At 39.1% G+C, this 21,464-nt stretch carries 17 protein-coding genes and 1 pseudogene; 12 read left to right on the top strand and 6 right to left on the bottom strand.

What is annotated here, in order from left to right:
* Window positions 1-24: 24 nt before the first annotated feature.
* Complete coding sequence (locus ACSC97_RS07500) at window positions 25-1,653, top strand: inorganic phosphate transporter (RefSeq protein ID WP_004952882.1); 1,629 nt, start codon at window positions 25-27, stop codon at window positions 1,651-1,653.
* Between the two features lie 479 nt (window positions 1,654-2,132).
* On the opposite strand, the gene ACSC97_RS07495 is transcribed toward ACSC97_RS07500, so the two are convergent.
* Both ACSC97_RS07495 and radA read right to left on the bottom strand, forming a co-directional pair.
* Entirely contained in the window at window positions 2,133-3,101 is a 969-nt protein-coding gene (locus ACSC97_RS07495; RefSeq protein WP_004913693.1) for a Tim44 domain-containing protein, read from the bottom strand.
* Between the two features lie 82 nt (window positions 3,102-3,183).
* Window positions 3,184-4,575, bottom strand: coding sequence for a DNA repair protein RadA (gene radA, locus ACSC97_RS07490; protein ID WP_004952884.1), 1,392 nt, complete (start codon window positions 4,573-4,575; stop codon window positions 3,184-3,186).
* A gap of 354 nt (window positions 4,576-4,929) precedes the next feature.
* On the opposite strand from radA, the gene ACSC97_RS07485 reads away from it, so the two are divergent.
* The 6 genes from ACSC97_RS07485 to ACSC97_RS07460 all read left to right on the top strand — a co-directional run bounded on the left by ACSC97_RS07485 (window position 4,930) and on the right by ACSC97_RS07460 (window position 11,307).
* Window positions 4,930-6,423 carry an alanine/glycine:cation symporter family protein gene (locus ACSC97_RS07485; protein WP_436660168.1) on the top strand — a complete coding sequence of 498 codons (1,494 nt, stop codon included), beginning with the start codon at window positions 4,930-4,932 and terminating at the stop codon, window positions 6,421-6,423.
* 311 nt (window positions 6,424-6,734) lie between these two features.
* Window positions 6,735-8,147, top strand: a complete 1,413-nt coding sequence (locus tag ACSC97_RS07480) for an amino acid permease (RefSeq protein WP_336948939.1) — start codon at window positions 6,735-6,737, stop codon at window positions 8,145-8,147.
* Between the two features lie 115 nt (window positions 8,148-8,262).
* Complete coding sequence (gene lptM / locus ACSC97_RS07475; RefSeq protein ID WP_004913686.1) at window positions 8,263-8,478, top strand: LPS translocon maturation chaperone LptM; 216 nt, start codon at window positions 8,263-8,265, stop codon at window positions 8,476-8,478.
* A 42-nt stretch (window positions 8,479-8,520) separates the two neighbouring features.
* Window positions 8,521-9,771 (top strand): diaminopimelate decarboxylase, encoded by a 1,251-nt coding sequence (gene lysA / locus ACSC97_RS07470; protein ID WP_075696255.1) that lies wholly within the window; start codon window positions 8,521-8,523, stop codon window positions 9,769-9,771.
* 5 nt (window positions 9,772-9,776) lie between these two features.
* Window positions 9,777-10,631, top strand: coding sequence for a diaminopimelate epimerase (gene dapF, locus ACSC97_RS07465; RefSeq protein WP_004913683.1), 855 nt, complete (start codon window positions 9,777-9,779; stop codon window positions 10,629-10,631).
* A 73-nt stretch (window positions 10,632-10,704) separates the two neighbouring features.
* Window positions 10,705-11,307 (top strand): alpha/beta fold hydrolase, encoded by a 603-nt coding sequence (locus tag ACSC97_RS07460; RefSeq protein WP_436660165.1) that lies wholly within the window; start codon window positions 10,705-10,707, stop codon window positions 11,305-11,307.
* Between the two features lie 41 nt (window positions 11,308-11,348).
* On the opposite strand, the gene ACSC97_RS07455 is transcribed toward ACSC97_RS07460, so the two are convergent.
* Window positions 11,349-11,960 (bottom strand): LysE family translocator, encoded by a 612-nt coding sequence (locus ACSC97_RS07455; RefSeq protein WP_436660163.1) that lies wholly within the window; start codon window positions 11,958-11,960, stop codon window positions 11,349-11,351.
* Between the two features lie 164 nt (window positions 11,961-12,124).
* Between ACSC97_RS07455 and xerA the strand changes: the two genes are divergently transcribed.
* From xerA to gyrA, 5 genes are all read left to right on the top strand, one after another.
* Entirely contained in the window at window positions 12,125-13,012 is an 888-nt protein-coding gene (xerA, locus tag ACSC97_RS07450; RefSeq protein ID WP_171053812.1) for a site-specific tyrosine recombinase/integron integrase, read from the top strand.
* Between the two features lie 438 nt (window positions 13,013-13,450).
* Entirely contained in the window at window positions 13,451-14,200 is a 750-nt protein-coding gene (locus ACSC97_RS07445; protein ID WP_004952901.1) for an electron transfer flavoprotein subunit beta/FixA family protein, read from the top strand.
* 17 nt (window positions 14,201-14,217) lie between these two features.
* A complete protein-coding gene (locus ACSC97_RS07440) occupies window positions 14,218-15,150 on the top strand; it encodes an electron transfer flavoprotein subunit alpha/FixB family protein (protein WP_004952903.1) in 933 nt (310 codons plus the stop codon).
* A gap of 115 nt (window positions 15,151-15,265) precedes the next feature.
* On the top strand, window positions 15,266-15,781 hold the full coding sequence (locus ACSC97_RS07435) for a DinB family protein (protein ID WP_436660160.1): 516 nt from the start codon (window positions 15,266-15,268) through the stop codon (window positions 15,779-15,781).
* Between the two features lie 342 nt (window positions 15,782-16,123).
* A complete protein-coding gene (gene gyrA / locus ACSC97_RS07430; protein ID WP_346808967.1) occupies window positions 16,124-18,856 on the top strand; it encodes a DNA gyrase subunit A in 2,733 nt (910 codons plus the stop codon).
* A 25-nt stretch (window positions 18,857-18,881) separates the two neighbouring features.
* Here gyrA and ACSC97_RS07425 read toward each other — a convergent pair whose 3' ends face one another.
* From ACSC97_RS07425 to ACSC97_RS07415, 3 genes and pseudogenes are all read right to left on the bottom strand, one after another.
* Window positions 18,882-19,994 carry an ABC transporter permease gene (locus ACSC97_RS07425; protein WP_436660158.1) on the bottom strand — a complete coding sequence of 371 codons (1,113 nt, stop codon included), beginning with the start codon at window positions 19,992-19,994 and terminating at the stop codon, window positions 18,882-18,884.
* Window positions 19,991-21,121, bottom strand: a complete 1,131-nt coding sequence (locus ACSC97_RS07420; protein ID WP_436660156.1) for an ABC transporter permease — start codon at window positions 21,119-21,121, stop codon at window positions 19,991-19,993. The genes ACSC97_RS07425 and ACSC97_RS07420 overlap by 4 nt, the downstream gene beginning before the upstream one ends.
* A 3-nt stretch (window positions 21,122-21,124) precedes the next feature.
* Window positions 21,125-21,355 (bottom strand): annotated as a pseudogene (locus tag ACSC97_RS07415) (HlyD family secretion protein); the annotation flags it as partial.
* Between the last annotated feature and the right edge of the window lie 109 nt (window positions 21,356-21,464).

The raw sequence follows: 21,464 nt of genomic DNA, 5'->3' as shown, positions 1-21,464 counted from the left end.
TTTTTTTATCCTCTAACCGTCTACATGAATTCTAATATTCCTCCTGTTTCGGATTCACCGCTTGCCAACTCTTCGGCAAAATCGACGAATGTACATGTACCTACACCGAAATTCTTTATGCCGGTGTTTTTGACGATCATTGTTTCAACACTTATATATATTGGATTTCAGGTGAGTGCTGATTTAGCGCATGTACCACCTTTGAGTTTATATTCAGTTATTCTTTTGTCTACGGCATTATTCATTGCCTTAGGTTTTGAGTTTGTAAATGGTTTTCACGATACAGCGAATGCTGTAGCAACCGTAATTTACACCAATGCCTTACCTGCACCTGTTGCAGTGATGTGGGCTGGCTTCTGTAACTTTCTTGGAGTTATGGTGGCAAGTGGAGCAGTTGCTTACGGAATTATTGCATTACTTCCAGTTGAAATGATCATGAATGTCGGCAGTGGTGCTGGCTTTGCTATGGTTTTTGCACTGTTGATTGCAGCGATTCTGTGGAACTTAGGAACTTGGTTCTTAGGTATTCCTGCATCAAGTTCTCATACTTTGATCGGTTCGATCTTGGGTGTGGGGATCATGAATCACTTGTTAAATGCATCAACTGGTGCAACCAGTGGCATTGATATGGATCAAGTCATCAAAGTCGGGAAGGCATTGTTATTTTCTCCTTTGATCGGTTTTGCATTTGCAGCAATTGTATTCTTACTGGTTAAAACAATCTTTAAGCGCCAATTGGAATTGTTCCAACCTCCTGTTGGTAACAAACCACCACCACCACTTATTCGTGCGATTTTAATCTTTACCTGTACGGGTGTAAGTTTTGCGCACGGTTCAAATGATGGTCAAAAAGGCATGGGCTTAATCATGTTGATTTTGATTGGTTTAGTTCCTTTGGCTTATTCATTGAATAAAAACTTAGATGCTCAACATCTACAATCATTCGAACAGCTTTCGGCTCAAACAGCGACAGTATTGAATGTCAATCAGAATGAATTATCTGATGAAAAAGCTCGCGAAGTTTTGACGAAATTTATTCAAACCAAAGAGCAAACCCCAGAAGTTGTTCCTGCTCTTGCTAGCATGACCTCTCATTTGGGTGATCGTGTAGCGACTTATGGCAACTTAAAGGATATTCCTGAAGCTGCTGTGAGTGAAATTCGTAATGACATGTATTTAAGTACAACGACATTTAAACGTTTAGATAAAGCAGATGCTTTACCTGAAATGAATAAAGACCAAGAAAAATTGGTAAAAGAATATCGTAGTAACTTAGATTCGTTCTTACAATACATTCCAAACTGGGTGAAGGTCGCAGTCGCGCTTGCTCTTGGTTTAGGTACGATGGTGGGTTGGAAACGTATCGTGATCACAGTGGGTGAGCGTATCGGTAAAAACCACATGACTTATGGTCAAGGTATGTCAGCGGAATTAGTTGCGATGAGTACGATTGCAGCTGCTGATGGTTTAGGTATGCCTGTATCAACAACACACGTTTTGAATAGTGCGGTTGCAGGTACGATGGTGGCAAATAAATCAGGTTTGAATTTTGCGACAGTACGTACCATTCTTTCAGCTTGGGTATTTACCTTGCCAGCAACGATCTGTTTGTCAGGTGGCTTGTACTGGGTATTCCTACAGTTTGTGTCTTAAGTATAGTTAGAAGATTTAGAACAGAAATAAAAGCTTTGCTTCGGCAAGGCTTTTTTATTGCTTTAATCTTTTGAGCTGATTGCACTATTAGTATATCTGTTGCTAAGCAAAGGCTTAGTCACCTGAACCAATAGATTGTTTTAAACATTGATTACAGCTCTTTTTTTACGTTGTAACTAGTCATTTTTAGCTTTGCACTAAACTATCCATCTATGAAATTCAAATCAGCAGCATGTGCATCTAAAAATTCAAATAAGTGAAGGCTATTCCCCAAATGTGGAATATGTTTCCTAACAAATATTAATTATTATGAAGATGCCTATATGTTTGGTTATCCTTATTGTAAACAACGTTTTACTTAAATTTCGTTTACACTCCGCCATTCTCAGAAATCGAGAGTGGCTTTTTTTATTTCTCAGATAATTGCACCAATAAAAAAGGAGCTATTGAATAGCTCCTTTTTCAAATGATATTAGCAATTATGCTTGTTGGATTCCTGCAACAACCCAATCTTGTTGCGAGCCAACAGGTTTAACAAAGTGCCAAATTTCAGTAAATGGTTGTGGCAAGCTATTTAAATCTTCACTTACCGTACCTGTGAAACGAACGCTAACCACATATTGTCCATTTTCAGTTGTGCTTTCAGCAACCATCGCATTGAGATTGCTAAACTCAGCCACATCTTGGTCTTGGTTAGCCATGATGTCGCTATACATTGAGTTATAAAGCTCAGGAGTCAAGTAACGACGAATTTCTTCGATATTGCTTGCGCTATTTACAGATTGAATGTGATTGAAGCGTTGGCGTGCAATACGAAGGAAAGCAGCAGGTTCAGTCCCATCAGGTAATTGGTTGCCACTGCTCATTGAGGCACCACCAAACGGAGCCTGAGTCGCAACGCCACCACCAACTGATTGACCAAAAATATTGGTGTTGTCACCAGCCGTTTGACGCATAGTTGGTTGTGGGCTTACAGGACGGCCAAAGTTGTTTTGACCGTTATTATTTGGAGCATATGGATTAGCTGCGGCTAATTTTTTTTTTGCACCGAATTTACGGAATACAAAGAATGCAACTGCAGCAGCTAGGAGTACCCATAACCAACCTGGGATACCACCTTTTTCCTCTTCTTGCGCAGCTTGCTGCTCAGCAGAGGTAGGATTGTTGTCATCTGCCAATGCATTTGCAGCAACTGCACCTACAGCAGCACCTGCTACACCAGCAGCAACCATAGAACCTACGCCTGGACCTGATTTTTGAGTCGTCGTAGTTTTAGTTGTAGGTTGTTGGTACGATTGAGTTGTAGTTGGCTGAGATTGAGTCGTCGTTGTTGAACGAGTCATACCATGACTTTTGCCACCGCCCGCACGTTTAGCTTCTGCAACTGGTGCTGCGACCAATGTTGCCATCAATAAAGCTGCCATCAAGCCACGCTGGTGTACTTGCATCGAAAATTCCTATTTAATTCCAAGATGTAAGTGTATTTATGAAGGTATTCGTTGATAATTTCAACTAAAAAAGTATGTTTTTTTATGTCAGCTCATCACTAAGCTGCATTGCTTCAGTCAATGCTTCATGTAAACGAGCTACAGCAATGATTTGAACACCATCAATACTTTTTTGTGGCGCATTTGCTCTCGGTAAAATCACATATTTAAAACCATGTTTTGCCGCTTCTTTTAACCGTTCCTGACCATTCGGAACAGGGCGTATTTCTCCCGATAAACCAACTTCACCAAAAACAGCCAGTTGTTGTGGTAATGCTTTACCACGCAAACTTGAAGCGCAGGCGAGTAATACCGCTAGATCTGAACCTGTTTCCGTGATCTTTAATCCACCTACGACATTGACATAAACATCTTGTCCCGCAGTTTGAACACCACCATGTCGATGCATTACTGCAAGCAGCATGTTCAGACGATTTTGTTCAAGTCCTAATGCAACACGCCGAGGTTGAGCATGTGCATCATCAACAAGAGCTTGGACTTCGACGAGTAATGGGCGAGTGCCTTCACGGCTAATCATCACAATTGAACCCGGAATGGCTTCATCATAACGACTGAGGAAAATAGCGGAGGGATTGGCGACTTCTCGTAACCCTTTATCGGTCATGCCAAAGACACCTAGCTCATTGACTGCTCCGAAACGGTTTTTCACGGCTCGAATCATACGATATCGAGAATCCGACTGACCTTCGAAATACAGTACGCAATCCACCATATGTTCAAGCACACGTGGTCCAGCTAAAGCACCTTCTTTAGTTACATGCCCCACGATAAATAACGCTGTTCCGCTATTTTTTGCAAAACGTGTGAGTAGGGCGGCTGATTCACGGATTTGTGAGACACCACCCGGTGCAGATTGTAAGGTTTCTGTATATAAGGTCTGAATTGAGTCTAAAATCGCAACGGCTGGTCTTTCTTGAGCTAATACTTCACAGATTCTTTCCACACAGGTTTCAGCCATTACTTTGAGCTGGTCTGTAGGTAAATCTAATCGCTGCGCACGTAAAGCGACTTGTGATAATGATTCTTCACCTGTGACATAAAGAGCGGAACTTTTAGCTGCTGCCATGTGAGTAGCTGTTTGCAATAAGATGGTCGATTTTCCGATACCGGGGTCACCACCGATTAAAACGACTGATCCAGTCACTAAACCGCCACCGAGTACGCGATCAAATTCGCCAATCCCAGTAGCTAGACGAGTTTCATGTGAAACGGAAATTTTATTTAGAGTTGTGATGCTCGCTGCTTGACCTGCATAACCGCCTCCCATCTTTGATTGCGCTCTGTGGGATACGATTGGCTCTATGCGAACTTCTACGAGGCTATTCCATTCTCCACATTCAGAGCATTGTCCTGCCCATTTTGGATGATCGGCGCCACATTGTTCACATCGATAAACAGTTTTAATTTTTGCCATATATAAAATTGAAAATTTGCGATAAATTAGTTAAAAAGTAGAGTAATTACGGAAAAGATCAATATCGTTCATTTTCTTGATAAGGAATTAAGAGTAAACGGTGTTTTCGTAATTGACTGGTTAAAGGGAAGTGCTCAGAAAAATAACACGATATAAGACTTTTACAAGTAAGATATAGTATGTTTTTGAGTCGAAAAATTCTTTAAATTCACTTTTTCCACGGAAGGTCTTTGAGCATTTGCTCATTTGTTGTCATAAGAATTATATTGAATGGCATAAATATTGCTGATGCTCAGACAAATGAAAATGTATCAATTGATATATTTTTTAATTATATAAAAAAGGTTGGTGTATATGAGTGCAGCAGAAATTGTTGATTGGATAAATAGTATTATTTGGAGCAAAGCTCTGATCTATTTATGTTTAGGTGCAGGTCTATTTTTTTCTATTCTGACAAGGTTTGTACAAGTTAGACAAATGAAAGAAATGATGAGACTTCTCATTAAAGGTGGTTCATCAGCACAGGGTATTTCATCGTTCCAAGCACTCGCTGTTTCACTGTCAGGTCGTGTTGGTGTAGGTAATATTGCAGGTGTTGCTGCCGCAATTGGTTTTGGTGGACCAGGTGCGGTCTTCTGGATGTGGCTCGTTGCCTTTTTAGGAGCAAGTACAGCATATGTTGAATCAACCTTGGGTCAAATCTATAAAGTTGAATATCAAGGTCAATATCGTGGTGGTCCTGCATTCTATTTTGACCGTGGTCTAGGTCAACGTTGGTTAGGGATTCTATTTGCAATCGCAGCAATTGTATCTTGCGGATTGTTCTTACCAGGTATTCAAGCAAATGCGGTTGGTAATGCATTCACTCAAATTACTGGCGAAGGTGCGATTGTATTTGGAAACGTCGGTACTTATAAGCTTTTAGCTTTAGTTGTGATTGTGGCATTACTTGCGGTCATTATCTTTGGTGGTATTAAACGAATTGCAAAATTTGCTGAATTCGTGGTGCCATTTATGGCGGCAGGCTATATTTTGATGGCTTTAATTATTGTCTTCATCAATATTGATAAGTTACCTGATGTGATTTCCTTAATTTTTGCTGATGCCTTTTCTCCTATGGCAGGTCTGGGTGCCGCAATTGGTTGGGGGGTGAAACGTGGTGTTTATTCGAATGAAGCAGGTCAGGGTACAGGGCCACACGCCGCTGCAGCAGCTGAGGTACAGCATCCTGCGCAACAAGGTTTTGTTCAAGCGTTTTCGATTTATGTAGATACTTTATTTGTGTGTTCAGCAACTGCGTTTATGATTTTGATCACGGGCATGTATAACGTTCAAGGCACATTAGAAGCTGGTCAATTTATTGTACAAAATGTTGCTGCTACAGCTGAAATTGGTTCGCCAGCATTTACACAAATGGCTGTGAGCACGGTATTTGGTGGTTTTGGACAAATCTTTGTTGCACTAGCTGTATTCTTCTTCGCATTTACAACGATTGTTGCATATTACTATATCGCTGAAACCAACATTACTTATTTAAGTTATATTACTAAAACTCCATCTTTATTATTTATCACCAAATGCTTCATCATTCTTTCTGTATCATATGGCGTAATCAGTGCGACAGGCTATATTTGGGGAATTGGTGATATCGGTGTGGGCTTAATGGCTTGGATTAACATCATTGGTATTATTGTAACTTACTTCATTTGGAAACCAACGATTAAAGCATTAAGAGATTATGAACAGCAGCAAAAAGCAGGTGTTAAAGAGTTTACTTTTGATCCAGTAAAACTTGGTATTCGTAATGCTACGTTCTGGGAAGATCGTATTAAGAATAAACAAAAGTAATATCATAATAAATTAAAGTAAAAATCTAGATAGAAAGGCAGCCTTCAGAGGCTGCTTTTTTATTGCCTAATTTTTAAGCTATTGAAAAATATGGAGTCAAAAAAGTGCATTGAGTTGGTGCATCCTTGTGCGTATGATCAGGCCCATTTGTATTTAACTTGAAATGTTGAGTTGTACAGACAAAAAATTGGTTAGCTAAAACATCATCAAAACAATTTACAGTGCAAGAAGATGCCATTAAATGGTGCGAATTGTCATTTTGATTTGATCATTAGCTAATGAACGAAAGATACTGGAGAGTTTTTGTAAAAATGTCGAATCAAAATTTAGGTGAGGTCAACGAGCAAAGTGGGCTTCACCGTAGTCTATCTAATCGACATCTTCAACTGATTGCAATTGGTGGCGCAATCGGCACAGGATTGTTTATGGGTTCAGGCAAAACGATTAGTTTAGCTGGCCCATCAATTCTATTTATTTATATGTTGATTGGTTTGATGGTGTTCTTTGTCATGCGTGCATTGGGCGAATTATTGCTTTCAAACCTAAACTATAAATCATTTATTGATTTATCAACTGACTTGATTGGTCCGTGGGCAGGTTATTTCGTTGGCTGGACGTATTGGTTATGTTGGGTCACGATTGGTATTGCTGACCTGTCCGCGATCATTTATTACCTCGAATTTTTTAATGGTGGACAGTCATTTACGCCTTTAGGTGGTTTGTTGATTAGTACCGTTGCCATAGCATTCGTATTGGGTCTGAATCTCGTTACCGTGAAGTTATTTGGTGAAATGGAATTCTGGTTTGCAATGGTGAAAATCACAGCGATTATTGTATTAATCCTTGTAGGTTTATGGATGATTTTCACTGGTTTTACCAATACATCGGGAACTGTAGCCAGCGTTTCAAACTTATGGACGCATGGAGGTATGTTCCCTAAAGGCTTCGAAGGGTTCCTTGCAGGATTCCAAATTGCAATTTTTGCATTTGTTGGGGTAGAGCTTGTCGGAACTACGGCTGCTGAAACTCAAGACCCTCAGAGAAACTTACCCAAAGCGATTAACTCGATTCCAATACGTATTATCATTTTCTATGTCTTGGCTCTTTTTGTCGTAATGAGTGTCACGCCTTGGGATCAGATCAATCCTAAAGTCAGCCCATTTGTGAATATTTTCTCTCAGGCTGGTATTGCATCTGCTGCAATTATTATGAATTTGGTGGTGTTATCTTCGGTAATGTCATCTATGAACAGTGGGGTATTCTCAACGAGTCGTATGCTTTTTGGTTTATCAACAGATAAACAAGCGCCTCGACTATTTGCAGGTTTGTCTAAAGCAGCTGTTCCAGCAAATGCATTGATTTTCTCAGCGATCTGTATTTTCATCGGCGCAATGATTCAGTTTGTATATAAGTTACAAAGCGGAACTAACGATGAAGTAACAGCATTTGTTTTGGCAACGACCTTATCTACGATTTTGTTCATTTGCGTTTGGATTATCATTATGTGGAGTTATATGAACTACCGCAAACGATCTCCTGAACTTCATGAACAGTCAATTTTTAAATTGCCAGGTGGTGTGATGACATGCTGGATCGTGATTATTTTCTTCTTATGTACGATTGGCGTTTTAGCATTGGATGAAGATACTCGAAAATCTCTGATTGTCAGTCCAATTTGGTTCATTATTCTGATCATTGGTTATTTCTTCGCAAAGAAAAAATAAGATCAACCGTGATATATGAAAACGTCAGCTTATGTTGGCGTTTTTTTATGTTTGGACTTTAGCCAATTTGAGGTTCACGCTATACTGCTCCGAATTGTAAAAATTAGGTGCTCAGATGCTTAAAGTCATTTGTTCGATCAGTTTATTGTTTAGCAGTATTGTATTAACAGCGTGTGGTCAATCTGGTGCTTTACAGTTACCGTCTGATCCAAACCATGATAAAAGAGCAAAGTATTTGCTTTACAAAAACGATGCATCGCAATCTCAAAGCTCATCTGATCAAAAGGATGATGATACTCAAGTTGAAAACTCAACATCATCATCACAGTAGTCAAAACCATCTCACCTTAAGTTTGTAAATAAGGACATCTTCATGAGTTTCACTCGCATTAATGGCGTATTGCATGCTGAGCAATGTTCACTTGATCAGCTCGCGCAGCAATTCGGCACGCCACTCTATGTTTATTCCAAAGCAACTTTGGAAAAACATTATCTAGATATGGATCGTGCTTTTGATTTTATTGATCATCAAATCTGTTTTGCGGTGAAATCAAACTCAAACTTAGCTGTTCTTAATGTTTTGGCAAAACTAGGTGCTGGTTTTGATATTGTGACTGGTGGAGAGCTTGCGCGCGTTCTTGCGGCTGGTGGTAATCCAGCGAAGATCGTTTTTTCAGGCTTGGGTAAGTCAGAAGCGGACATTGAAAAAGCATTAGATGTTGGCATCGCTTGTTTCAATGTTGAATCTTATGCTGAACTTGATCGTATTCAGAAAGTTGCAGCTAAACTTGGAAAAAAAGCTCCGATTTCATTGCGTGTCAATCCAGATGTCGATGCAAAGACGCATCCTTATATTTCAACAGGCTTGAAAGAAAATAAATTCGGTATCCCAAGCGATACAGTGTATGAAACTTATCAATACGCGGTGTCTTTACCAAACTTAGAAATTGTCGGGATCGACTGTCATATTGGATCACAGTTGACTGAGACCAAGCCATTCGTTGATGCGCTTGATCGTGTGGTTTTAATGATTGAAGAGTTGAAAAAGTTAGGCATCAACCTCAAACATATTGATATTGGTGGTGGTTTAGGTGTGCGCTATAAAGATGAAACACCGCCAACCGTTGCTGAATATGCAAATGCGATGCGCCCTGTATTAGAAAAACTAGGTTTGAAAGTTTATATGGAGCCTGGTCGTAGTATTTCTGCAAATGCAGGTGCATTATTGACAAAGGTTGATTTGTTGAAACCAACGAATCATCGAAATTTTGCAATTATTGACGCAGCAATGAACGATTTGATTCGTCCTGCTTTATATGAAGCATGGATGGATATTCAATCTGTTGCCCCACATTCAGATGTTGAAGTAAAAACATGGGATTTGGTCGGTGCGATCTGTGAAACAGGTGATTTCTTGGGGAAACAGCGTGATTTAGCGCTGCAAGAAAATGATGTCTTAGCGGTATTGGGTGCTGGAGCTTATGGTTTTGTAATGAGCTCAAACTATAATACACGTGGTCGTGCTGCTGAGGTGATGGTCAGTGGTGATCAAGCTTATTTAATACGTGAGCGTGAAACCATCGAATCACTTTGGGAAAAAGAACGTTTATTGCCTGAGGAGTAAATTGGATGTATTTAGAATTTACCAAAATGCATGGTTTGGGCAATGATTTTATGGTTGTTGACCTTGTCACCCAACGCGCTTATTTAGATACAGTCACGATTCAGCGTTTAGCTGATCGTCATTTTGGCGTAGGCTTTGATCAGTTACTTATCGTTGAACCGCCTGATTTTCCAGATGCTGACTTTAAATACCGTATTTTTAATGCAGATGGTTCTGAAGTTGAACAGTGTGGTAATGGTGTGCGTTGTTTTGCTCGATTTGTACATGAGCGCCAACTGACGACTAAAACCAAGATTCGTGTGCAAACAAAAGCAGGTATTGTAGAGCCTGAATTGGGAGCAAATGGTTGGGTACGTGTCAACATGGGTCCTCCGAAGTTTCTTCCAGCTGAGATTCCATTCCTAACGGATGAACACGAAGACACTGAAGGTCTTTACAAACTGGGTCTTGCTGATAATAAAAGCATCAACATTGATGTCGTTAACATGGGAAATCCTCATGCGGTTACGATCGTGCCAGATGTATTAACGGCTGATGTTGCAGGAATTGGTCCTCAAGTTGAATCACATGCTCGTTTTCCAGCAAGAGTAAATGCTGGTTTTATGCAAATTGTTGATGAAAAACATATTCGCTTACGTGTGTTTGAACGTGGTGTAGGTGAGACCTTAGCTTGTGGTACAGGTGCCTGTGCCGCAGCGGTCAGTGGTATGCGCCGTGGTTTACTCGCTAATGAAGTTGAAGTTCAGTTAGCTGGTGGGAAATTGCATATAGCTTGGCGTGAAGGCGATGTGGTATGGATGACAGGTCCAACAACACATGTTTATGATGCGCGTCTGGATTTAAGATATTTCCAAAGCTAAATTGAGTGGAAAATAAACACCTTGCACTTAGTAGGGTGTTTATCTCTAAGAATAATAAGTCTCAAGGATAATAATGAATAACTTGGTTTTTCTTCCAGGCGCTTCAGGTAATACACAATTTTGGTATCCTTTAATTGCACAACTTCCCAAAACTTACACAAAGCAAGTGATTGCCTATCCAAGTTTCCATGGTGTGGCTGCACATCCTGATATAAATAGTTTTGATGATTTGAGTGATTATGTTGTTGAGCAGATTCAACAACCTTCAATCTTAATTGCACAGTCAATGGGTGGAATCTTTGCGATCAAAGCTGCACTAGAAAAAACTTCTTTAATAAAAGGTTTAATCTTGATTGCAACCTCGGGTGGGGTCAATTTAGATCAGTTTCAGGTTCAAGATTGGCGTGAATTTTATCAGAAAGAATACGCAGAATATCCGAACTGGTTTATCACAACCAGCATCAATTACGAGGAATTCATATCCTCGATAGATATCAAAACCTTATTGATTTGGGGTGATCATGATCCAATTAGCCCCGTTGAGGTAGGTAAGTATCTAAATCATTTAATTGAAAAATCTAATTTATATATTGTCGAGGGTGGTGATCATCAGTTGGCAGAAAAATGTGCCAATAAAGTCGCGTTGCAAATTAATAAGTTTTTAGAAACTATTTAGCTTTATGTCGAGGGTGTTCCACAAACACATTATTGGATTGATTATCTTTTACTAAATGCTAGTTTTAAGGCGAACAGTATAAAAATACTGCCAGTAATACGATCCATATACTTAATAAACTTTGGTCGTTTTAAGTAATCAGAAATTGATTGCATCGCAGAAATTAAAATGATAGACCAAATAATCCCAATCACAACATGGATCATGACTAAGCCCATCGTCCAAATCACAGGAGAAGCAGTGTGTGGAATAAATTGAGGAAGAAAGGAGAGGTAAAAGACACCTACTTTAGGATTGAGTAAGTTTCCCAAAAAACCTTTAACAAACCAATTTTGAGTATTCGTCGTATCATTTATATCTGCAAGTTGAGTTCGTGGTTTCAATAGTAAATTTAAACCAAGCCAAGCTAAGTAAGCTGCTCCCATCCATTTCAGCATGTTAAATGCCAAATCAGAAGTCATTAAAAGCGCACCTAATCCACAAGCAACAACTACACCCCAAACAATACAGCCTAGCGTGATACCCAAAGCTGCTTGAAAGGCTTTAGCTTTTCCTTCAATAGTTGCTGTGCGAATAACTAAAGTTGTATCCAATCCAGGTGTAATGGTCAGTAAAGTGATTGCAATCAGGTAAGGGATCAGAAGAGTAAGCATTATATAAAGCCACCGCTCGAAACTTGAAATTTATTGTATTACATCAATTGTTCATCTTCGATGCTTGTATAATCTTTAATGAATAAAAATTTGTTAAACTACGCTATAAATAGCACATGCAAACAAGAGAATATAGCTTGGAAGCTCCTGAAAAACTGCTATCAATGTGGTTAAAAGAACGAATTATTCAAAATCAGTCAGAACATACGATTGAAGCTTATCAACGTGATCTTACTGATTTTTTTAACTTTTGTGACAGCAAGAGTTTAGCTTTATACGATATTGAAGCATCTGACTTACGCGAATATTTGGCAAATCGTGTTGAAAAAGATCAGTTGAGTTCAAGCAGTTTGCAGCGTCATTTGACCTCAATACGCCAGTTTATGAAGTGGGCTGAGCAAGGACAATATTTACAACAAAATCCATCAGAAGATTTTAAGTTAAAAAGACAGCCTAGACCCTTGCCAGGTATGGTCGATATTGAAACTGTACATCAAATTTTAGACCAAGCTCCACCAGATAAACCAATTGAACAGCAGTTGTGGCTGCGTGACAAAGCGATACTGGAATTACTTTATTCCAGTGGACTGCGGCTCGCTGAATTACAAGGTTTGATGATTAAAGATATCGACTTCAATCGTCAATTGTTAAGAATTACAGGTAAAGGCAATAAGACTCGAATCGTTCCGTTTGGTCAGAAAGCGAAAGATAGTCTAATTGAATGGCTGAAAATTTATCGAATCTGGCAAGGTGAATTTAACTTAGATAGTGCTGTTTTTATCTCACAACGTGGTAATCGACTTACCCCTCGACAAATTGAGAATCGGGTAAAGCTACAAGCACAAAGAGCTGGAGTGAATGTTGATTTACACCCTCATTTGCTGAGACATTGTTTTGCCAGTCATATGTTATCTGCAAGTGGTGATCTAAGGTCAGTGCAAGAAATGTTAGGACATAGCAATTTGTCTACTACACAAATTTATACACATGTTGATTTTGATCAATTGGCAAGAGTTTATGATCAAACCCATCCACGGGCTCAAAAAGACTAAATTTGGTTATATTATGTTGCAAAGTTGGGTGATTAATAAGCGACTATTAAAATGTGATGAGAGTGAATCATGTCGGTTTTGGGTTCTTACTTTATTGCCAATATTTTTTGAAGCCTAAAAGGGGATTTGATTTGCACGAAATGATCCGTTACAGATCCATCAAATTTAAAAAATAGTCGATATTTAGGTTGTTGAATTATATTAAAATATTAAAAAAATCAAAGCCTAATGAATATCCTATTAAATACACAACAATTCAATTACATCAATAACTACAAATAAGTGAACTGAGCATTTCATCTTTTTTATACCCCGAGCAGAAATTGTGACTTGACCGAAATGCCAAATACATTGCAAGATAGGGCACCTAAAAAGTTTCAAACGAAGAGTTAGAATACTCTTCACTACATTTACTTGCTTAGAACAGCCGAGGATTACATGAAGGCTCTTGTCGCTGTAAAACGTGTGGTTGATGCCAACGTTAAAGTTCGTGTTAAGCCGGACAATAGTGGGGTTGACCTTACTAACGTTAAAATGTCAATCAACCCATTCTGTGAAATCGCAGTGGAAGAAGCGGTTCGCTTAAAAGAAAAAGGAACAGTTTCTGAAATCGTTGTTGTTTCAGTGGGTCCTAAAGATGCTCAAGAACAAATCCGTTCTGCAATGGCTTTAGGTGCTGACCGTGGTATTTTAGTTGAAACTGCTGATGAAATTGGTGCTCTAGAAGTTGCTAAAATCCTCAAAGGCGTTGTTGATGCTGAGAAACCAGAACTTATTCTTCTTGGTAAACAAGCAATTGATGACGACTCTAACCAAGTAGGTCAAATGCTTGGCGCTTTACTTGGTGCTGGTCAAGGTACTTTCGCATCTGAAGTTAAAGTTGACGGCGGTAAAGTTCAAGTTACTCGTGAAATCGACGGTGGTTTACAAACTGTTGAGCTTGCACTTCCTGCAATCATCACAACTGACTTACGTTTGAATGAGCCACGTTATGCTGCTCTTCCAAACATTATGAAAGCTCGTAAGAAGCCACTTGATACTAAATCTCCTGCTGATTATGGCGTTGCAACTGGTACTAAACTTAAAACTGTTAAAGTTGAAGCACCTGCTGAACGTAAAGCTGGCGTACAAGTGAAGTCTGTAGACGAGCTTGTTGAAAAATTGAAAAACGAAGCGAAAGTGATCTAATACAGAAGGATACAATCATGAGTATTTTAGTTATCGCTGATCACAACAACCAGACACTTAACGGTGCAACTTTAAACGTTGTTGCGGCAGCTCAAAAAATCGGTGGTGATATTACTGTATTAGTAGCTGGTTCTGGCGCTCAAGCAGTTGCTGATGCTGCTGCTAAAGTTGCTGGTGTGAGCAAAGTATTACTTGCTGACAATGCTGCTTATGCAAACCAATTGGCTGAAAACGTAGCTGCTTTAGTTGCGGATTTAGCGAAAGGTTACAAATACGTATTAGCTGCTTCTACAACAACTGGTAAGAACATTCTTCCACGTGTTGCTGCACTTCTTGATGTAAGCATGATCACAGATATCATTTCTGTAGAATCTGCAAATACATTTAAACGCCCAATCTACGCTGGTAACGCGATTGCAACTGTTCAATCAGATGAAGCAATTATCGTTGGTACAGTTCGTGGTACAGCGTTTGATGCTGTAGCTGCTGAAGGTGGTTCTGCTGCTGTTGAAGCTGTTGCTGAAGCGAAAGATGCTGGTATTTCTAAGTTTGTAAGCGAAGAAATCGTGAAACTTGATCGTCCAGAATTAACTGCTGCGCGCATTGTTGTTTCTGGTGGTCGTGGTGTAGGTTCTGGTGAGAACTACCATAAAGTACTTGACCCATTAGCTGACAAGCTTGGTGCTGCACAAGGTGCATCACGTGCAGCAGTTGATGCTGGTTTCGTACCTAACGACTTCCAAGTTGGTCAAACTGGTAAAATCGTTGCGCCTGATCTATACATGGCAATCGGTATCTCTGGTGCGATCCAGCACTTAGCTGGTATGAAAGATTCTAAAGTTATTGTTGCTATCAACAAAGACGAAGAAGCACCAATCAACAGCGTTGCTGACTACTGGTTAGTTGGTGATTTGAACACTGTTGTACCAGAATTGGTATCTAAACTTTAATTCACTGAATTAAAGTTTAAAGCGCTCTTGCGCAGGCGGTTAAAGCGATACTTTACTGCTCTGCTCAGGAGCGCTTTTTTATGTTAAAAATTATAATAAAAAATGGATCTAATTAATGAGTTATAGTTTTAAAAAATATTTTTTGATGTTGGCAAATTATAACGCTTGGGCGAATCAAAAATTATTCTTTGTTTTAAAAGACTTAAATGAAGACCAAATCAATCAAAATTGTGGGGCTTATTTCGAGTCATTGTTTCGTACAGCAAATCATATATTGGTCGCTGATATTTTATGGTTCGAGCGTATTCATAGAGTAGTGCAGTCTCAGTATGCTTTAGATGAGATTGTTCATGCAGACTTAGATTCGCTCACTAATGCGAGATTCTTTAAAGATCAAAGCATGATTGCATTCGTGCAGCAGCTTAATGATGAAGCATTTCATGGTACCATTTCTTACACACGACACGGGCAGCGCCATACTGAGCCTCTTATTGAAGTGCTCGCGCATATCTTTAATCATCAGACCCATCACCGTGGTCAGCTGCATAGCATGATTTTTCAAATAACAGGCTTTTCATTAGCATTGGATTTAATATATTTCCAAAGAGAGCAAGCAGATTTATATCGCTAATTACATAAAAATGATCATAAATTTTAATTCGTAATCGACGTGAAGTAATGATTTTAAGATTAAAATTTTATGATGTTTTTGCTCGTATTTTAGCCACCACATTAAAAAAATATTGTTGAAAGTTCACAATCAAAAAATATTTTTTAACTTACTAATTCTAATCAATTTTTTATTGTAAAAAAATGCTATTTTCAATGGGTTTAACTCCCTGTTAGTTGGTTGTTTATGCTATAATTTTTCGCTGTATTTTTTATTTTTAGTTCAATCTTTTTGAGCTAAATTTTTGCAAGATTGAAGACATAAAAACAGGTAGATGTTTCTATCTGTAAACAAGGAGTATGCATGAGCGTATCGGAAATCAGACCGATTGCCATTGAGGACGAACTCAAGCATTCATATTTAGATTATGCAATGAGCGTAATCGTATCTCGTGCATTGCCAGATGTGAGAGACGGTCTCAAACCTGTTCATCGTCGCGTATTATTCGCAATGCACGAATTGGGCAATGATTATAACAAAGCGTATAAAAAATCTGCTCGTGTAGTGGGTGATGTAATCGGTAAATATCACCCTCATGGTGACAGTGCAGTCTATGAAACGATTGTTCGTATGGCTCAAGATTTTAGCTTGCGTTATATGTTGGTCGATGGTCAAGGTAACTTTGGTTCTGTCGATGGCGATAGTGCGGCGGCAATGCGTTATACCGAAGTCCGCATGCAAAAGCTTACCCATGAAATTTTGGCCGACTTAGAAAAAGACACGGTTGATTGGGAAGATAACTACGACGGTTCTGAGCGTATTCCGCAAGTGATGCCAACTCGTATTCCTAATCTTTTGATCAATGGTACAACAGGTATTGCAGTAGGTATGGCGACCAATATGGCGCCGCATAATATGACTGAGGTCGTCAATGCTTGTTTAGCCTATGCCAATAATCCGAATATTTCTATTGAAGGATTGATGGAGCATATTACTGGTCCTGACTTCCCAACTGGCGGTATTATTTACGGTAAATCAGGTATTGTAGATGCTTATCGTACGGGTAAAGGTCGTCTTCATATCCGTGGTAAGTATCATTTCGAAGAAGATCAGAAAACGGGTCGTACGACTATCGTCTTTACTGAAATTCCATATCAGGTCAATAAAGCAAAAACGATTGAGCGTATAGCTGAACTAGTTAAAGAAAAGAAACTTGAAGGAATTTCTGAACTTCGAGATGAGTCAGATAAGGAAGGGATGCGTATTGCAATTGATTTGAAGCGTGGCGAAAACGCGGAAGTCATTGTAAATAATTTATTCTTACACACCCAACTGCAAAACTCTTTCAGCATCAATATGGTCTGCCTAGATAATGGTCAGCCAAAATTGATGAATCTTAAAGATATTATTGCGGCATTTATCCGTCACCGCCAAGAAGTTGTGACACGCCGCACCATGTATGAGCTTCGCAAAGCACGTGAACGTGGGCATATCTTAGAAGGTTTGACTGTTGCATTAGCGAATATTGATGCCATTATTGAAACCATTAAGACTTCTGCCAATCCTAGTGAAGCACGTGAGCGTTTACAGGCTGGTGAATGGGCTGGTGGTGGTGTTGTCGCACTTCTAGAAAAAGCTGGCGCTATTTCAGTTCGTCCAGATGAAATTGAAGGGGAAGATCCCGCACGTCCATTTGGTCTGTCAGGAGATATTTATCGTTTATCACCAACACAGGTGAATGCGATTCTTGAATTACGTTTACATCGTTTGACGGGTCTTGAACAAGATAAGTTGCACGCTGAATATACTGAGATTTTAGGTCAAATTGCTGAATTAACGGCGATTTTAAATGACTTTAATTTATTGATGAACGTAATTCGTGAAGAGCTTGCTTTAATCCTGCAACAGTATGGTGATGCACGTCGTACAGAAATCGTTGAATCTGGTGTTGATTTCTGTCGTGAAGACTTAATCCCTGAAGAACAAGTGGTACTCACTGTTTCTCAAACAGGTTATGCAAAAACGCAACCACTTTCGGATTATCAAGCTCAACGTCGTGGTGGTCGTGGTAAATCTGCAACCTCAATGAAAGATGATGACATTATTCAGCATTTGATTGTTGCATCTAACCACGCGACAGTATTGTGCTTTACAAATGTTGGTAAAGTTTATCGCTTGAGAGTGTTTGAGGTACCTCAAGCCTCTCGTGGTGCTAAAGGACGCCCGATGGTGAACTTGTTACCATTGGAAGCGAATGAAACGATTACCGCGATCTTACCGTTGACTGAGTTCCCTGAAAATCACTATGTGTTTATGGCTACGGCATCAGGTACGGTTAAACGTGTTGAGTTAGAACAGTTTAGTAATGTTCGCTCTAATGGCTTACGTGCTATTGAGTTAAATGAAGAAGATACCTTGATCGGTGTTGCGATTACGGATGGTAATCAGCAGATCATGTTGTTCTCAAATGAAGGTAAAGCGATTCGCTTTGCTGAGACAGATGTTCGTGCAATGGGACGTACTGCGAAAGGTGTACGTGGTATGCGTGTTAGTTTTGCAAGTAACACGATCGACGTAGAAGATGCTGAAGTTGAAAATGATGACAGCGATGATAATGACGATTCTTCCGATTCTAATGTTGTAAGCCGTATTGTTTCACTTGTTGTTGTTCCAGAAACAGGTGAAGTGTTATGTGCTTGTGCAAATGGATATGGTAAGCGTACTCCAGTTGATGACTTCCCGACCAAGAAACGTGGTGGTAAGGGTGTTATTGCGATTAAAACGAGTGAGCGTAATGGTGAATTAATCAGTGCTGTATCGATTGATGAAACCAAAGAGCTGATGTTGATTTCTGATGGTGGTACTTTGGTTCGTACACGTGCAGCAGAAGTGGCAACCACAGGTCGTAACGCACAAGGTGTTCGTCTGATTCGATTGAGTGACGCTGAAACATTAGTTGGTGTTGTATCTATTGAAGCTGTAGAAGAAGACGAAGAGTTAGAGACTATAGAGCAATCAGTAGAAAATACTGAGCTTGATGCTTTAAATTCTGAGGAAGCTTTAGTAGAACCTAAAGATGATACTCCAGAAGCTTAAGTTATAAGTTGTTAAAAAAAGGAAGCTAATTAGCTTCCTTTTTTATTGGCTTTAGCATGACTAAACGATAATAAGAGCAAGCCAACAAGATTCCACCAAGAGTTGCTAGATAAATCAGTTTAGGTATCACGATTGCTGTAGGTACACCCATCTGATTTAATTGCACAAACATTTGAACACCATGTGTAGATGGAAGAATCCAAGCTAAATATTGCATCCATTCAGGCATAGCGGCATGTGGCCAAGCAGTACCTGTTAATAAGAAAAGAGGAACTGAGGTGACAACAATTAAATGTCCTACACGTTCAGGCATATCCACCAAAGATCCAACCAGCATCGCTAGACCGATAATACAACTTACATAAACTGGCGTTGTAAGCAGCATTCCCCAGAAATTTCCACCATGAGGATAGTCATAAAGCCAAAATGTAAAACCGAAGAGATATAAACAACCAAGACAACCTATTGTGAGAATTGCTGTAAAAGTTGCCCAAAACTCGATTGGTTTTGCGATCCAACCTGATTCACGATAGCTCGCAATCAACATAGCGAGACCTAATAACAGCGTCTGATGAATGATTAAACTCGCTACAGCAGGAAAAATATAACTTCCATATCCAGATAATGTATTAAAGAGCGGAATTTGATGAATAGAAAGTTCTGGTTTAAAAGGAGTTGCATCACCGAATTTTTCCAAAAATTCTTGCAAGGTTGCTTCAATAGAACCTGCTAAACCTATGCCAACTTCTTTCGTTTGAATGAAATAAGCTGTACTTAAATATAGACCTATGCCTCCCATTTCACCACGTGTGATGCTATTGGTCAGACTATCGGGTAAAAGTAAAATACCTTCTGCTTGCTGATTTTGAACTAATTTTTTTGCCTCTAAGAAATTATCAGTTACTGTCATGATTTTCACATGAGGACTATTTGAAACTTGGCTAATGATTTTCGAACTTAAAACACTTTGCTCTTCATCTACGATAACAATCGGAATATCTTCCGCTGTTTGTGCTTTATAAGCAGTTGGATAAAAAAAACTATATAAAATGACAGCAGCAATGAGCGTGGTGAAGATTGAGGTATTTGCTGCAATATTTTTAAAGGTTTGCAGATAATAATTTAAAAATGTTTTCATACGCATTGCTCCTGAGTCAATTTTCGAAGTAATCGAATACTCACAAAGAAGAACAATGCTGAGAAAGCAATTAAGATAGAAAGTGGAATAAGTGAAATTATTGGATCGCTGCCAATCACCCATTGTTCAGTTTGTAACTTTGCATAAGGTGTGTAGGGAATCAGCATTGACCAAATTTGAGTAAATACAGGTGCATTATTTAGGGGGAGGGTGATTCCTGAAAAACTAGGAGAAGAACCACCATACAAAGCTAAAAAGCCAAAGGTTTTTGCCAGATCTTGCGTCGCCAATACTACAGAACTACTAATGACGGCATAGGCGAAGTACAAGAAAAATTGAGCGGTAAGGATTAAACAGATGGAACCTGGTATGAAATAACCTCGGATATTCGATAGCCAAAACATCCAACACCAAGTCCAAAAGCAAAAAATGAGTACATAAACTAATAATTTACCGAGTAAAGTGTGGATTGCAGTTCCACCAGTGACCCACTGATTGAATGTATTACGTTTAAATTCCTGACCAACTGCAAAAGCAACACAACAGCATAATAATAAATGTAAAACTGCTGGCACCATAAATGGCTCCAAGAACAGTTCATAACTCATATTAGGATTATATAAAGTGGATATTTTTATGTGAGGTGTAGGTATTTCTATATAGGGGATGGTATTTGACAAATAATCATCTCCCATATATTCAGCAATTCCATTTAAGGTGCTGATCAACATCGCTGATGAGATTGTATTCCCAACGCTAAAGAAAGATTGATTATAAGCAATACTAATTTGTGCATCTTGTGCACTAACTAAGCGCTGCTCAGCACCTTCAGGAATAAATACAAAACCCCAAGCATCTGTTTTATTGATTAATTGTTCTGCTTCATCTTGACTGGTTGTAATCGTTTTAATTTTTATAGTGTGATTCACGCTTAAAGCATGAATAACTTTTCGGCTCATCTCGCTTTGATCTTGATCAATCACAACGATGGGTAAGTGATCAGGTTTACCAGCTGAAAACATGCTGCCAAAAAGTATAATGACCAATAATGGCGCGATGATTGCCATAAATAAATCAGCTTTATAGCGCTTTAAAGAGCGTATTTCACGAAGCATTATGGCAAGCATGTGTTACTTTGCCTCTTCGATATTAAATAAAACGCTCATCCCAACTTTGAGATCAGGAATATTCTTTGTAGGGCTTAGATGGAATTTAAAGCTTCGAATATCATATCCACCAGTTTGTCGTGTGGTTTTTATCGTTGCAAACTCACCTTCGGCATCAATTTTCTTTACTTTAAATGTGACACTTTGATTCAATGCAGGAATGAAGCCTTCTAAGGTTTTTGATTTATAGAGGCTTTGTTGCACAAAGATTTGAAATGCAAAGCGCCCCTAATTGAGCCAAATTTAAGGCGTAACTTGGGTAAGTGGTCGACCTAATTCCGTAAATCTGTTGAGGACTGCTACA

Origin of the sequence: Acinetobacter sp. P1(2025) (assembly GCF_051390655.1) — a bacterium.
Taxonomy (GTDB): domain Bacteria; phylum Pseudomonadota; class Gammaproteobacteria; order Pseudomonadales; family Moraxellaceae; genus Acinetobacter; species Acinetobacter junii.
The sequence above is the reverse complement of the archived record's forward strand: the minus strand, read 5'-3'. Positions and strand labels throughout refer to the sequence as shown.

Bases quoted from the DNA above. Each gene is read 5' to 3' on its own strand.
- dapF (WP_004913683.1), top strand. From the start codon at position 9,777: ATGTATTTAGAATTTACCAAAATGCATGGTTTGGGCAATGATTTTATG.
- gyrA (WP_346808967.1), top strand. From the start codon at position 16,124: ATGAGCGTATCGGAAATCAGACCGATTGCCATTGAGGACGAACTCAAG.
- ACSC97_RS07425 (WP_436660158.1), bottom strand. From the start codon at position 19,994: ATGAAAACATTTTTAAATTATTATCTGCAAACCTTTAAAAATATTGCA.
- lptM (WP_004913686.1), top strand. From the start codon at position 8,263: ATGCTTAAAGTCATTTGTTCGATCAGTTTATTGTTTAGCAGTATTGTA.
- ACSC97_RS07460 (WP_436660165.1), top strand. From the start codon at position 10,705: ATGAATAACTTGGTTTTTCTTCCAGGCGCTTCAGGTAATACACAATTT.
- ACSC97_RS07445 (WP_004952901.1), top strand. From the start codon at position 13,451: ATGAAGGCTCTTGTCGCTGTAAAACGTGTGGTTGATGCCAACGTTAAA.
- lysA (WP_075696255.1), top strand. From the start codon at position 8,521: ATGAGTTTCACTCGCATTAATGGCGTATTGCATGCTGAGCAATGTTCA.
- ACSC97_RS07480 (WP_336948939.1), top strand. From the start codon at position 6,735: ATGTCGAATCAAAATTTAGGTGAGGTCAACGAGCAAAGTGGGCTTCAC.
- ACSC97_RS07500 (WP_004952882.1), top strand. From the start codon at position 25: ATGAATTCTAATATTCCTCCTGTTTCGGATTCACCGCTTGCCAACTCT.
- ACSC97_RS07420 (WP_436660156.1), bottom strand. From the start codon at position 21,121: ATGCTTGCCATAATGCTTCGTGAAATACGCTCTTTAAAGCGCTATAAA.
- ACSC97_RS07440 (WP_004952903.1), top strand. From the start codon at position 14,218: ATGAGTATTTTAGTTATCGCTGATCACAACAACCAGACACTTAACGGT.
- ACSC97_RS07455 (WP_436660163.1), bottom strand. From the start codon at position 11,960: ATGCTTACTCTTCTGATCCCTTACCTGATTGCAATCACTTTACTGACC.
- ACSC97_RS07485 (WP_436660168.1), top strand. From the start codon at position 4,930: ATGAGTGCAGCAGAAATTGTTGATTGGATAAATAGTATTATTTGGAGC.
- ACSC97_RS07435 (WP_436660160.1), top strand. From the start codon at position 15,266: ATGAGTTATAGTTTTAAAAAATATTTTTTGATGTTGGCAAATTATAAC.
- radA (WP_004952884.1), bottom strand. From the start codon at position 4,575: ATGGCAAAAATTAAAACTGTTTATCGATGTGAACAATGTGGCGCCGAT.
- xerA (WP_171053812.1), top strand. From the start codon at position 12,125: ATGTGGTTAAAAGAACGAATTATTCAAAATCAGTCAGAACATACGATT.
- ACSC97_RS07495 (WP_004913693.1), bottom strand. From the start codon at position 3,101: ATGCAAGTACACCAGCGTGGCTTGATGGCAGCTTTATTGATGGCAACA.